The following is a 14,125-nucleotide window of genomic DNA, read 5'->3' as shown; positions in this document are numbered from 1 at the left end:
TAATGCCAGTGATTACATTACAAATTTATTCCCACCTCACCTTATCTCTGTTATTTTCTATGTATTCATAACTCATCTCAAAATATTTGTTCATGGTTTTATTGAGATAAATCTTCCAGTTAACATTTTCATTGCGATAGAGGGCCAGCCAGGCCATAGCATAAGCCATTACCTGTTCGGGTAAATAACTATTCACTTTCATTCGCCACCCGCTTTCACTTGAACTTTGCCATGTTTCAAAATCGAAATATGAGTTACCTTTAAATATACCAAATCCGAAAACTACTGCTAATAAATCAGTCAGCAGTTCGTTATTTCGAGGCATCCTCTTTTCACCCAACAGCTTGTAATGTGACAGCTCATGTGTCATCACAGAAATTAATAAAGCGGCCGTACGCAATTTGCCGAGGTTAATCCATATCTCTTTTTCATCAGTGTCGGTGGTAATATACCAGCCCAATGCAACGCTTTTACTGCTCAGTATCTTACCTGTGGGAATGATCTCTGTTGATACTTCTTCCGGTTCATCTGTAAAGAATAGCAGTTTAACTTCGTTTCGATCAATATCCATAATGGTAAGAAGTTGATCAAAAAGACATATTGCATCCGCCTCTGTACCCTTAAAATCATCACCAAAGCTTATATCGCCGGCAATTATCGTACGCAACGATTTAAAATAGCCGGGATCGAACAACCCGAGGAGTAAAATCAAAGACCGCTCCACCCATAACTGATCGGTAAGGGTAACGGGAGGATAGATATCCTTCCTCCAAAACCAAATTGATTTTTTGCGGATTGTTTCATCATGCGGCGTTTCTTCAAGTACATACCAATCGGCATGCGGACTCATCTCTCCGCAACCGCCCCGTGCAAGGAAACACTGTGTTTCTTCATACACCTTTTCACAGCCCGGACATTTTCCATAGGTATCAAATGTGTCCCATTTGGTTTTACAAACCGAGCATTGCCAATGACAACCTTTATAAGGCTCCCAATCACACTTCGGGCACCGTACCCTTATTGTTTGCATATAATGTTTAAGTTATCTCCTAAAATAAAAAATCCCGGCCAAACCTGACCGGGATTTTAATATTATAAAAGCTTTCCGCCTTATGCTTTAAGCTAACTTAGCCAATTCTTCAGCCATAGCAGCGCCGATTTCGGCAGGAGATTCAACTACACGGATACCGCACTCGGCCATGATCTTCATTTTAGCAGCAGCAGTATCATCGGCACCGCCAACAATAGCACCTGCGTGGCCCATACGACGGCCCGGAGGCGCTGTTTGACCTGCAATGAAACCTACAACCGGTTTAGTACCGTTTGCTTTGATCCAACGGGCAGCATCAGCTTCCATGTTTCCGCCAATCTCGCCAATCATGATGATGCCATGAGTTTCAGGATCGTTCATTAATAATTCAACAGCTTCTTTGGTTGGTGTACCAATAATGGGGTCGCCACCTATACCGATAGCTGTAGTGATACCCAAGCCGGCTTTAACTACCTGGTCAACAGCTTCGTAAGTTAAAGTACCTGATTTTGAAACCACACCAACATTACCTTTTTTGAAGATAAAGCCAGGCATGATACCAATTTTGCTTTCATCAGCAGTGATAATGCCAGGGCAGTTAGGGCCAATCAGGCGGGCATCCTTATCTGATAAATATTCTTTAACCGCAATCATATCCTTTGTAGGGATACCTTCGGTAATACAAACAATAACCTTAATGCCGGCTTCGGCAGCTTCCATAATGGCGTCAGCGCCAAAAGCAGGAGGTACAAAAATGATGGATACATCAGCACCGGTTGCAACTACGGCATCTTTAACCGTGTTAAAAACCGGCCTGTCTAAATGGCTTTGGCCACCTTTACCTGGTGTAACACCACCAACTAACTGAGTGCCATAAGCAATCATTTGCTCGGCATGGTATGAACCCTCTTTACCGGTGAAACCTTGTACAATAACTTTTGAATCTTTATTTACGAGTACACTCATTGGTTTTTTCGTTTTAGTACGGCAAAGCTAAAGTTTTTGCCCGAATGTCAAACCCTATTGTAATCTAAATTTATATGTTAACATAAAAGTGACTTTTAAAGAGTTGGGATTAAGAGACAGGCATGTTTTGGAGGGCTAAAATTTATGATAATGGCACAATGGATATTATGTTACAGAAGAATAAAGCTGCCTGCTGAAAACTGCCTGATGCCAACTAAAATTAGGGCATTACCTGCGGCCCGGGCTGTACGCTCATACGCCTGCAGGCCTTATCCACATGGCCGGTATCCGCTACCATCCCTAATGCTGTTTGTCTGAACCGGGATTTGGGAGGATTCTTTGGATTCACGGGATTTTCTGTTCCGATCGATAAGAATCCCATAATCCAGCAAATCCTATAAATTCAGGTTCAGACAAAATCGGCGAAATCAAAAATAAATCTGTGTAATCCAAATAAAAAAATCCGAAATCGAACATTCGAAATCCGAAATTACTCCCTTGGGGCAAACTCCCCCTCACTCTTAGCAATCACAATAGTAGCCACGCCATTACCTATCACATTGGTAATGGCCCGCGCTTCCGACATGAACCTATCCACACCTATTAATATCGCCAAACCTTCAACCGGGATAATTTTAATGGCTGTAAGGGTACTGGTGAGCACAATAAACCCACTGCCCGTAACACCAGCCGCTCCTTTGGAGGTGATCATCAGTATGCCGATGATCGTCAGCTCCTGCCCCAGCGAAAGCGGAATATTGAACACCTGCGCTAAAAATATTACGCACATAGACAGGTAAATGGTAGTACCATCCAGATTAAAGGAATACCCTGTAGGGATCACCAAACCCACCACGGATTTAGAACAGCCAAACTTTTCCATCTTCTCCATCATAGCAGGCAATGCCGATTCGGACGAAGAGGTTCCCAGCACAATCAGGATCTCCTGCCTGATATACTTCAGATACTCCCAAAGACTAAATTTAAACAGCCTGCAAATGATATTCAACACCACAAATATGAACAGGAACATGGTCAGGTAAACCGAGCCCATCAGCAGGGCCAGCGGCTTCAATGTTTGGATGCCGTATTTACTCACCGTAAAAGCCATCCCGGCAAACGCCCCTATCGGCGCCACCTTCATCACTATCTTCATGATGTTAAAAAACACTTTCGAAAGCTTATCAAACAGCACGATAACCGCTTCGCCGCTTTTACCCATCCGGCTTAGGCCGAAACCAAACAATATCGCAAAAAACAGGATCTGTAAAATATCGCCTTCTGCAAAAGCTTTAAACATATTTGAGGGAACAATGTGGGCAATAAAATCACCCCAATGCATCTCGGCGGCGGCTTTTTCATAAAGGGCCAGCTTGCTGGTATCCATTTTAGCAGCATGGTTTTCAAAGCCGGCACCGGGCTTTATGATATTGGCTACAGTAACACCAATAATCAGCGCGAAGGTTGTCACTATCTCAAAATAGAGCAACGCCTTGCCGCCTACCCTTCCTACCTTTTTCATATCGCTCATGCCTGCAATGCCCAGCACAATAGTTAAAAAGATGATAGGCGCAATCAGCATAGTGATAAGACTGATGAACGTTTTGCTGATCAGCTCGGCAGTGGGTGCAAATCCTTTGATATATAATCCGGCAACAACCCCAAGGGCTATGGCGATAAGTACCTGGAAAGTTAAGTTTGATAAGAGGCGTTTCATGATTCCCCCCAGCCCCCTAAAGGGGGAGCAACAGGTTGGGGCGGCAATATAATAAGTTATTGTGGACGCACAAAAAAGCCCCGTGCCGGAAAACCGGTACAGGGCATGATTTATTGATTGAAAGATTGTAATTAGGCCGGTGTTGCAGTGCCGGTTATCAGGTCAATTAAGAATATCTTATTAAGGAAAGTCAGCTTAGCTTTGTGGTTGCCCAGGAAAACAATGGTACCGCTGTAATCCCAGCCGCCGCCGTTTGTTTTTCCTTCCGAACGGAAAGTAGCTGTACCACTGGTGATATCAAAGTTATCATTGCCATGTACATACAGGTTAGTAAATACATAAGTATTATGTACCCTGCTAAAAGTTTTGTATTTAGTATACTCGTTATCGATATAGGCTTTCATTGGGCCATCGAGCGAGAAGTTTGAGTTATTGGTGTTCAAGCCCCTAACCTTGTATTTCTGCACAATATTGTAAACAAAAGAATAACCCGGACCGCTGCCTGCGGTATTTAATGAATCAACCGAATCATAACCAACGGTTTTGTTTCCATCGCAAACAAAGTAGTATTTGGTGCCACCGGTCTTGGTTGATTTTAAGCTATCACCCTGGTTAAACACAAGGTTCAGGCTTGTATCAACATAAAAACCGCAGCTGTAAGTACTTTGTACTTTAAGTTTTGATGACGAATTGGTTGTCGGGGTAACGCCATCTTTGATGCTGGCACCGCCAAATGAACCTGCTAATGATTTTGCAAGGTTATCTGCAATTGCAGAGCTGGCCACATTATCACTTGCTTTTGTAGTAGTTGAATCGGATTTTGTATTGATCCCTGTTTTTGTACAGGCCGAATAAAGAACAGCTATACCTGCCAATAAGGGTAATACGCTGCGTAGATTTAGTTTCATAAACGTGATATCAGATTAAAGTTTAGATTCTCTTTGACCTCTTTTTTTGCAACAAGCATACCACAGGCGAAATAATTCGGCAAAAACAACCTGGTCAATGATTTTAACCTGTTTTTTATTTTAAAAAAGCACGTTTACAAATTTATATTCCTGATAAGAATGCAAAACAAAAAATACCAACCGGCTTCTTTCCCCGTTTCGGGGAAAGAAGCGTAGAAATTATTCCCCAAATCAATTTCAAAAACAGCACTTTAAAAACCATGCCGTACTGATCGGTTTGTCTTCTATAAATGATATTTTCAATCATTTAGTACCTATTGTTTAAAAGTCCATTACATAAAAAACCCTGCATCCGGTTTACAGTGCAGGGTTCTTATATCTTCAAAATTTGTGTTAGTTTACTTCCCCGGTCATCAGGTCGGCTGTGTAAACAGTGCCATCAATGGTAATTTTAGCTTTATGGCCGCCTAAAAACGTTATCGTTCCCTTATAGTTCCAGCTATTTTTCCCGATGTTTCCTTTGCTCGAAAAAGTAGCAGCTCCACTTAATATAAAATCGGGGTCTTTTGTAGGGTCAACCACAATCGACTTAAAATTGTAGTTAAACGTACCTTCAACATTTGGCTGATCGGTTGTTGGTTTAACATAAGTAACTTTTGCATAGTAATTTACAGGGCCATCAAATGAATACTGCGCATGTTCAACACCCGAATTAAGGCTTCTCAATGTCAGGTTTTCGCCCATTTTCAGAGCCATTGTAAACTCGCTGCTCACAACTGTCATATTTAAGCTATCATTAGCGGTAACACCCGATGGCACGCCGTTGGTGCAGGTAAGTTCATACTTAATCTTAGCCCAGATATCAAGCTTAGACGTATCACTTTGATCTAAGTTAAGGGATATGGTAGTATCTTTTTTAGCGCCGCACTGAGGCTTAGGATCAACAGACTGCACCTTGATTTTACCTTTTTTGTTCAGGGAAAGATCGGTTGGCATGCTTAAGCCATCCTTAAAGTCGAAGCCACCGTTTTCGGGGTTAAAAATACCAACAAGGCTTTGTGCTATCTGTACGCTCGCTTCTTTTTTGCTTACAGTACTTTGATTGGCAGGCCCCATGTTAAGTTTATGACACGAGGTGTAGATGGCAGTGATGCCGGCAAGCAGCAATACTATAATTTTGTAATTGTGTTTCATGTTTAGGATTTTATTCGGGCGCAAATTTAACTTATTATCAATCAATTAAAGAATTTTCAAAAATATTTAAGGGTAGAAGGGTTATAATCTATGTTCTCTCCATTTGTACGGGCCAGCACTGCAAAAGGTTAGCCAGGGTTGAAAGCTCCTATTGACTCTGCTATAGTGACGGGTATTGACAAAACTTAGATTATGCGATTCTCCTTCTTGGGAGCAAAGCCGTCAATTTAAGGAACGAAAAGCGGGGATTTTTAAAATCTTTTGCCCTATTGCCTGCGGCTATGCTCTCAGGAAAGCAACTTAAACCTGGGCTATATTACACACTTTTCCGCCAACTAATCCATTAATAACTACTAAACTAATAGGGAAATGCTTAATTTCGCAACCTCATACGCGTAAAACATAAAATGGACTACCAATTTAAAGAGATAGAGCAAAAATGGCAGCAGTTTTGGGCTCAAAACCAAACCTTCAAAGCCGAAGACAAAAGCAGTAAACCCAAGTATTATGTGCTGGATATGTTCCCTTACCCATCAGGGGCCGGCCTGCATGTTGGGCACCCGCTGGGCTATATCGCTTCAGATATTTTTGCACGCTACAAACGTTTAAAAGGCTTTAACGTGTTGCACCCTATGGGTTATGATAGCTTTGGCTTACCGGCCGAGCAATACGCCATTCAAACCGGTCAGCACCCTGCTATAACCACCGAAGATAATATCGCAACATATCGTCGCCAGCTTGACCAGATAGGCTTTTCGTTCGATTGGAGCCGCGAGGTACGTACCAGCTCACCCGATTATTATAAATGGACCCAGTGGATCTTTATGCAGCTGTTTAACAGCTGGTATAATAAAGATGCCGACAAGGCCCAATCAATTGATCAACTGGTTGCACATTTTGAAACCAAAGGCTCTGCCGGTATCAATGCCGTTTGCGATGATGAAATATTAAGTTTTACTGCCGATGAATGGAAAGCGTTAAGCAACCAGCAACAGCAGGACGAACTGTTAAAATACCGCCTTACATACCTGCGCGAAAGCACCGTAAACTGGTGCCCGGCCCTTGGTACTGTATTGGCAAATGACGAGGTAAAAGACGGCTTCAGCGAGCGCGGCGGTTACCCTGTTGAACAAAAGAAAATGACCCAGTGGAGCATGCGCATCACTGCCTATGCCGAAAGGTTGTTGCAAGGTCTTGACACTATTGACTGGCCCGAGCCTTTGAAAGAAATGCAAAGGAACTGGATAGGCAAAAGTACTGGTGCATCAGTAAAATTCCCAATAGATAAATCGGGTCACAACGCCGCTTTGGATACTGAATTTATTGAGGTTTTTACCACACGTGTTGATACCATTTTCGGTGTTACCTTTTTAGTGATTGCACCAGAGCATGAGCTGGTGGCTTCGCTCACTACTCCGGAACAAAAAGCCGATATTGAAGCTTACATTGCTCAAACCAAAAAGAAATCGGAGCTTGACAGGATGGCAGATGCCAAAACTGTATCCGGTGCATTTACCGGCAGCTATGTGCTTAACCCATTGAACGGCCAGCAAATTCCTATCTGGATTGCTGATTATGTATTGGCGGGTTACGGAACCGGAGCGGTTATGGCCGTACCATCGGGCGATCAGCGCGATTTCCTGTTTGCAAAACATTTTAATTTGCCGATAGTGCAGATCCTCGATATTCAAAACATAGAAACCGAGGCCGATCCAACCAAAGAAGGCACCTACGTCAATTCTGACTTTATCAACGGCCTGCCGTATAAGGAAGCGACTGCTACTGTGGTTGCCAAACTGGAAGAGATCAACGCCGGTAAAGCCAAAGTAAACTTCAGGATGCGCGATGCCATTTTCGGCCGTCAGCGTTACTGGGGCGAACCGGTGCCGGTTTACTTTAAAGATGGCTTGCCATACCTGATTGACGAAAGTCACCTGCCATTGTTACTACCTGAGATTGACAAGTACTTACCTACCGAAACCGGCGAACCACCGTTGGGCCGTGCCGAGGATTGGAAATATGAAGGCGATTTAGCTTACGAGTTGAGCACCATGCCCGGTTGGGCTGGCTCAAGCTGGTACTGGTACCGTTATATGGATGCACAAAACGATAAAGAATTTGCATCGCGTGAGGCTATTGAATATTGGAAAGACGTTGACCTTTACATTGGCGGCAGCGAACATGCAACCGGTCACTTGTTGTACAGCCGTTTCTGGAATAAATTTTTGAAAGATCTTGATCTGGTGGTTGAAGAAGAGCCATTCAAAAAACTGATTAACCAGGGTATGATCCAGGGCAGGAGTAATTTTGTTTACAGGCTGATTGATGAGGAGGGCAAAGGTACCAACACCTATGTATCGCACGGATTGATCAAGGAACATAAAACAACACCGATACATGTTGATGTCAACATTGTTGAAAACGAAGTGCTAAACATTGCTAAGTTCAAACAATGGCGACCTGAATTTGCAGATGCCGAATTTATCCTGGAAAACGGTAAATATATCTGCGGCGTTGAAGTAGAAAAAATGTCAAAACGGTATTACAACGTTGTAAATCCGGATGATATAGCAACCCGTTTTGGTGCCGATACCTTGCGCATGTACGAAATGTTCTTAGGTCCGCTGGAACAAAGCAAACCTTGGAATACCAATGGTATCGAGGGTGTGTTCAAATTCCTGCGTAAATTCTGGAGATTATTCCACAATGATGCCTGGGAGTTTGGTGTAAGCGATGCCGCGCCATCAAAAGCCGAATTGAAATCGCTGCATAAGATCATTAAAAAGGTTGAGGAAGATATCGAGCGATTCTCATTCAACACTTCAGTTTCAAGCTTCATGATCGCTGTAAATGAATTGACTGATCTGAAATGCAATAACCGTGCTATTTTGCAGGACATGGTGATCATCCTATCATCATATGCACCACATATTTGCGAGGAGTTATGGTCGTTATTAGGTAATGCCGATGGTACTTTATCATACGCGCCTTTCCCTAAATTTAATGCGGAATATTTGGTTGAAGATGAGTTTGCTTACCCAATCTCTATCAACGGTAAAATGAAAATGAACCTGAGCATCTCGTTAAGCCTTGATGTAAAAGAAATAGAAGCAGCCGTTTTAGCCAGCACCGATGTACAAAAATACCTTGACGGTAAAACACCTAAAAAAGTGATCGTTGTAAAAGGCAGGATTGTGAATATGGTGGTTTAGTCCCCCTCCGCCCCCTAAAGGGGGTACTTTTGAATATTATTTAGCCCCAGTATCGCAAAAGCGATACTGGGGCTTTTTTATCTTCAAAAAATGTCATTTCGAAACGAGGAACGAGTGAGAAATCCTATGCGTCTCGCCGGGCTAACATGCTTGCCGGATTTGCAGGGCGTATAAGATTTCTCTTTCGCCCCAATGCTTAGGCCTTCCCCTGCTCAGTCGAAATGACATGAAATTTGACCTTTATAGTTAAGAGACGCAATTATTCGTTTCTATAAAAAATTACTTCTTCCCTTTCGGCAATTTAATTAACCCCAATCTGTATAAATCAATCGCTTCATTCAAAATAAACCGGATGGTATCAACAGGCAGATCCTCTTCCGGATTAAAAACCATGATCTTGATACGGGCACGATCTTCAAACGTCAATTCAGGGTGGTGAAGATGTTTCCCTTCAACCATCCCTAAAAACGGCCATTGCTTTTTGGTATGTACCCATAGGTAGCAAAACATTTTGCCTTTATAATAAAAGAAGGGCATGTTGTATTTCCACTCGGCGGTAATATCAGTATCAAACGCCAGGACAATATCACGTAAAGCAAGAAGGCAGCTCCGGTTGGGCTCATCTTTGGTGAGGTAGAAGTGGTCGATTGGAGTGAGTATGGCCATATAGTTTAAAGATAGTGGTTGATATTCACATCAGTATATACTTTTGTGAATCAGGTTTATCAATCATGTCATTGCGAGGCACGAAGCAACCGCATGCTATACAGGGCGAACATGCTTCCGTGCGATTGCTTCGTGCCTCGCAAGGACATGTGTGTTTACCCCACCATTATTTTGACATTCCCCTACCCAACCTTCCCCCTCAAAATCCTTATCTTTGCGGCAACATAAATTACCCATCTATGCTTAAAGGATTTTTTAATGTTCCGGCACCGGTGAATGAGCCCGTTTTAAATTACGGTCCGCGGAGTTTGGAGCGTGTGGCGCTTAAGGCGGCTCTTGAAGCTGGTCGTGCCCAACAAATCGACATACCTATGTACATTGGCGGCAAAGAAGTACGTACCAACACCAGGTTGGAAATCCGTCCGCCGCATGATCATAAACATTTACTGGCTACCTTCAGCGAAGGTGATGCGAGCCATGTTACCGCCGCTATTAATGCTGCCCTTGCAGCCAAAGCCGACTGGGAAAACCTGGCCTGGGAACAACGTGCCGCCATATTCCTGAAAGCTGCCGAACTTGTTGCCGGACCGTACCGCGCCGAGATCAACGCAGCCACCATGCTTGGCCAGTCAAAAAATGCTTACCAGGCCGAGATCGATTCGGCTTGCGAGTTGGTCGATTTTCTGCGTTTCAACGTGGAGTACATGACCGAGATCTATAAACAACAACCTCCGGTATCAGGCAAAGGCGTTTGGAACCGTGTGGAACAACGCCCGTTGGAGGGTTTTGTGTTTGCACTTACTCCGTTCAACTTTACTGCTATTGCCGGTAACCTGCCCGCATCAGCAGCCATGATGGGCAACGTTGTGGTTTGGAAACCTGCTTACCCGCAGATCTATGCCGCTAACGTGATCATGAAGATCTTCAAAGAAGCAGGTGTACCAGATGGTGTTATCAACCTGATTTATGTTGATGGCCCTGTTGCAGGCGAGGTGATCTTTAACCACCCTGATTTTGCAGGGATCCACTTCACAGGTTCAACCAAAGTATTCCAGAACATCTGGCAAACTATCGGCACCAATATCCACAAATACAAAACCTATCCGCGCATTGTAGGCGAAACCGGTGGTAAAGACTTTGTGCTTGCCCACCCAAGCGCCGATGCCGAAGTTGTAAGTACAGCACTTGTTCGCGGCGCATTTGAATACCAGGGACAAAAATGTTCGGCTGCTTCAAGAGCTTATATCCCGGCTTCACTATGGCCGGCTGTTAAAGAAAATATGCAGCGTGATATTACGTCGTTTAAAATCGGTCCGGTAGAAGATTTTGAGAATTTTGTGAACGCAGTGATCACCGAAGTATCGTTTGATAAACTGGCAAAATACATCGATGCTGCCAAAGCCGACGAAGGAGTTGAAATTGTTGCCGGCGGTGGTTATGACAAAAGCCAGGGCTGGTTCATTGAGCCAACCGTACTGAAAGTTGAAGACCCATATTACGTAACCATGTGCGAGGAGCTTTTTGGCCCGGTACTTACGGTTTATGTTTACGAAGACGATAAATTTGATGAGATCCTTGATATTGTAGATAAAACTTCCATCTACGCGCTTACAGGCTCTATTATTTCTCAGGACAGGTATGCTATTGAAAAAGCTACTACCCGTTTACGTAACGCGGCAGGTAACTTCTATATCAATGATAAACCTACAGGCGCAGTAGTTGGTCAGCAGCCGTTTGGCGGTGCAAGAGGATCAGGCACTAACGATAAAGCCGGATCAATGATCAACCTGTTACGTTGGGTGTCACCTCGTACCATCAAAGAAACCTTTGATCCACCTAAGGATTACAGGTATCCGTTTTTGGCTAAGGAAGTGTAGTTGAGATCATAGATAATGGTTTATGGTTCATAGCTTAAAAGCAATGTACCATGAACCATTTTTATTTAACGCGGTTGAGGCCATGATCTATGAACCATCAACCATTAACTCTTCTTTATTTAAACTTAAACACAGCATCCATATTCTCATTGCTGGATGTGCTTACCTTCATATCGTTGATAAGGCCGGTGCTCAGGCTGTAAACCCAGCCATGTACTGAAAGTTCCTGCCCATTCTTCCAGGCGTTTTGTACTATAGATGTTTTGCAAAGATTGTTTACGTTCTCTATCACGTTCAGTTCAACCAGACGATTGCTGCGTTCTGTTTCATCGGTAATGGCGTCAAGCTCATCAGCGTGTAAACGGTAAACGTCTTTGATGTGGCGCAACCAGTTATCGATCAGGCCGAACTGGTTGTTACCCATAGCGGCATTAACACCACCACAACCGTAGTGACCAGTAACAATTACGTGTTTTACCTTCAGCACGTTCACGGCGTAGTCAAGCACGCTCAGCATGTTCATATCCGAGTGGATAACCATGTTGGCAATGTTGCGGTGTACAAAGATCTCGCCCGGAGCGGTATTGGTGATCTGGTTGGCAGGCACGCGACTATCGGCGCAGCCAATCCATAATACCGGTGGCTTTTGACCGTTAGCCAGCTTATCAAAATACTCAGGGTCTTCGGCTAAAGCGCCTTCAATAAACTTTTTGTTTCCTTCCAGTAAGCCTTCGTAGGTGATGTGACTGGTGTCATGAATTTGAGAACTCATAATTTTTTAAGATTGATGTTTTAAGATGCGGTTTGGCGTTTGCCCGGTGCAAACATACGGCTTAGTTTATGCAAAGCAAGCGGCGAAACGTCATAATACATTATGGTGAGCAAAATGAGTGGAATGAAGTAAAAAATGGCAAACTCATACAAGTTAAAAAAATACCCGCCGGCCAGTCCGCCAAATAGATAAAAACCAAGTACAGTACACCTGATCAATATTTTATTGCCTGCTGCTTCTGTATTTTTAGTACGGGGATGGAACCATTCGGCTACTTCACTGCCCAGATCGGTAAATAAGCCTGTTAAGTGGCTTGATTTGATCAATCCGCCCGAGATATTGGATACCAGGCTGTTCTGCAAGCCCATCGAAAACAAAATAGCGCTGATCACAATTTCACGCTCCAGTTGAGTTTCCTGATAAAAGTTGTGCCCATAAACAGCAACAGCCAACAAAATAATAGCTTCTATTATCATGGGGGTAGAGTTTGCCCGCCACCGGCTCTTTTCCTCAAATGAACATACTATAAAACTGGATACAAAAGCTCCGGCAAAGAACATCATCAGCCAAACCAGGAAGATGATCATCTGGCGATAGTTCTGCTCCACAATATGCTTGGCCAAATTAGCCACATGCCCGGTAATGTTAGATGTGAAAGCCAGAAATGCCAGCATCCCGGCCACGTTAGTAACCCCAGCCACAAATGCAGTCGACGAGGCCAGCATCAGGTTTTCTTTAAGGGTACGTTGTTCTTTTACAGCTTTAAGCATAGATATTTCGCGGCACGTGGCGCTCAGTTAAATTTACAGAAAACTTAACCACTTGGATGCATACTTGTTTGATGCGGCAGATAATATCTTAAACAGATTGGGAATAAGCCCCCTCTAAATCTCCCCCGGAAAGGGAGACTTTTTTAAGCCCTCCCTTCCGGGGAGGGTTTGGGAGGGGCTGGCTGATACAAAAAATCCCGGTCATTTTCATGAACCGGGATCAACTTAACAATCAAACCTCCCTTCGCCCCTTACAGCGTCGGAAGCACTGATCAAATTATACTTTAGTGTGCAGCTACTTCTTCAGCGCCTGCAAACTCATATACATAACCTAAATTATGCGGACTGCTGCTGGTAACTTTCAAGTCTTTTACCAAACCGCTGCCTAAATCAATTACCCAACCATGCACTTCAAGGTCATGACGATCTTTCCACGCGTTTTGAATGATGGTGGTTTTGCACAGGTTATAAACCTGCTCAGTTACGTTCAATTCAACCAGGCGGTTAATTTTCGTAGTTTCATCGGTAATGCGGTCCAGTTCGTGGCTGTGCAAGCGGTACACATCTTTAATGTGGCGCAGCCAGTTATCAATTAAACCAAACTGTTTGTTGCTCATGGCAGCGGCAACACCGCCGCAACCATAGTGACCGGCAACAATAACGTGTTTTACTTTAAGTACGTTCACAGCATAGTCGAGCACGCTCAGCATGTTCATGTCCGAGTGAACGCATACGTTAGCTATGTTGCGGTGTACAAACACTTCACCGGGTTTGGTGCCGGTTACTTCGTTGGCAGGTACGCGGCTGTCAGAGCAGCCTATCCACAGCACTTCCGGGCTCTGGCCTTTGGCCAGGTTCTTGAAATAATCGCCATCCTCGGCCAGTTTACGCTCAACCCAGGCGGCGTTGTTTTTAATTAAAGTATTATAGCTGCTTGATTGTGCAAGTTTAAGGTTGTTGGTATCTATTACGGCTTTGCCGTTTGTTTTTTCTTGTGTTGACATTGTTTTTCG

Annotated in this window: 11 protein-coding genes; 2 read left to right on the top strand and 9 right to left on the bottom strand. The window is 43.7% G+C overall.

The window, feature by feature from the left end; genetic code table 11:
• Nucleotides 1–25: 25 nt before the first annotated feature.
• From AC59JO_RS16215 to AC59JO_RS16195, 5 genes are all read right to left on the bottom strand, one after another.
• On the bottom strand, nt 26–1,030 hold the full coding sequence (locus AC59JO_RS16215) for a hypothetical protein (protein ID WP_497306472.1): 1,005 nt from the start codon (nt 1,028–1,030) through the stop codon (nt 26–28).
• Between the two features lie 87 nt (nt 1,031–1,117).
• On the bottom strand, nt 1,118–1,996 hold the full coding sequence (sucD, locus tag AC59JO_RS16210; RefSeq protein WP_497306471.1) for a succinate--CoA ligase subunit alpha: 879 nt from the start codon (nt 1,994–1,996) through the stop codon (nt 1,118–1,120).
• 490 nt (nt 1,997–2,486) lie between these two features.
• Nucleotides 2,487–3,713, bottom strand: a complete 1,227-nt coding sequence (gene dctA, locus AC59JO_RS16205) for a C4-dicarboxylate transporter DctA (protein WP_497306469.1) — start codon at nt 3,711–3,713, stop codon at nt 2,487–2,489.
• 131 nt (nt 3,714–3,844) lie between these two features.
• On the bottom strand, nt 3,845–4,621 hold the full coding sequence (locus tag AC59JO_RS16200) for a hypothetical protein (protein WP_497306467.1): 777 nt from the start codon (nt 4,619–4,621) through the stop codon (nt 3,845–3,847).
• Nucleotides 4,622–5,014: 393 nt separating this feature from the next.
• A complete protein-coding gene (locus tag AC59JO_RS16195; RefSeq protein ID WP_497306465.1) occupies nt 5,015–5,815 on the bottom strand; it encodes a hypothetical protein in 801 nt (266 codons plus the stop codon).
• Nucleotides 5,816–6,222: 407 nt separating this feature from the next.
• On the opposite strand from AC59JO_RS16195, the gene leuS reads away from it, so the two are divergent.
• Entirely contained in the window at nt 6,223–9,027 is a 2,805-nt protein-coding gene (leuS, locus tag AC59JO_RS16190) for a leucine--tRNA ligase (RefSeq protein WP_497306463.1), read from the top strand.
• Nucleotides 9,028–9,306: 279 nt separating this feature from the next.
• Here the strand turns inward: leuS and AC59JO_RS16185 are convergent, their stop codons facing one another.
• Entirely contained in the window at nt 9,307–9,693 is a 387-nt protein-coding gene (locus tag AC59JO_RS16185) for a DUF1801 domain-containing protein (protein ID WP_497306461.1), read from the bottom strand.
• Nucleotides 9,694–9,932: 239 nt separating this feature from the next.
• Here AC59JO_RS16185 and pruA point away from each other — a divergent pair, with 239 nt between their 5' ends.
• Nucleotides 9,933–11,570 (top strand): L-glutamate gamma-semialdehyde dehydrogenase, encoded by a 1,638-nt coding sequence (gene pruA / locus AC59JO_RS16180; protein ID WP_497306459.1) that lies wholly within the window; start codon nt 9,933–9,935, stop codon nt 11,568–11,570.
• Between the two features lie 115 nt (nt 11,571–11,685).
• On the opposite strand, the gene can (AC59JO_RS16175) is transcribed toward pruA, so the two are convergent.
• From can (AC59JO_RS16175) to can (AC59JO_RS16165), 3 genes are all read right to left on the bottom strand, one after another.
• On the bottom strand, nt 11,686–12,342 hold the full coding sequence (gene can, locus AC59JO_RS16175) for a carbonate dehydratase (RefSeq protein WP_413669706.1): 657 nt from the start codon (nt 12,340–12,342) through the stop codon (nt 11,686–11,688).
• A 20-nt stretch (nt 12,343–12,362) separates the two neighbouring features.
• On the bottom strand, nt 12,363–13,112 hold the full coding sequence (locus AC59JO_RS16170) for a YoaK family protein (RefSeq protein ID WP_497306456.1): 750 nt from the start codon (nt 13,110–13,112) through the stop codon (nt 12,363–12,365).
• A gap of 284 nt (nt 13,113–13,396) precedes the next feature.
• Complete coding sequence (gene can, locus AC59JO_RS16165; protein ID WP_413669708.1) at nt 13,397–14,116, bottom strand: carbonate dehydratase; 720 nt, start codon at nt 14,114–14,116, stop codon at nt 13,397–13,399.
• Between the last annotated feature and the right edge of the window lie 9 nt (nt 14,117–14,125).

Source organism: Mucilaginibacter sp. A5337, assembly GCF_059690695.1.
This window is presented reverse-complemented; position numbering and strand designations above follow the sequence as displayed.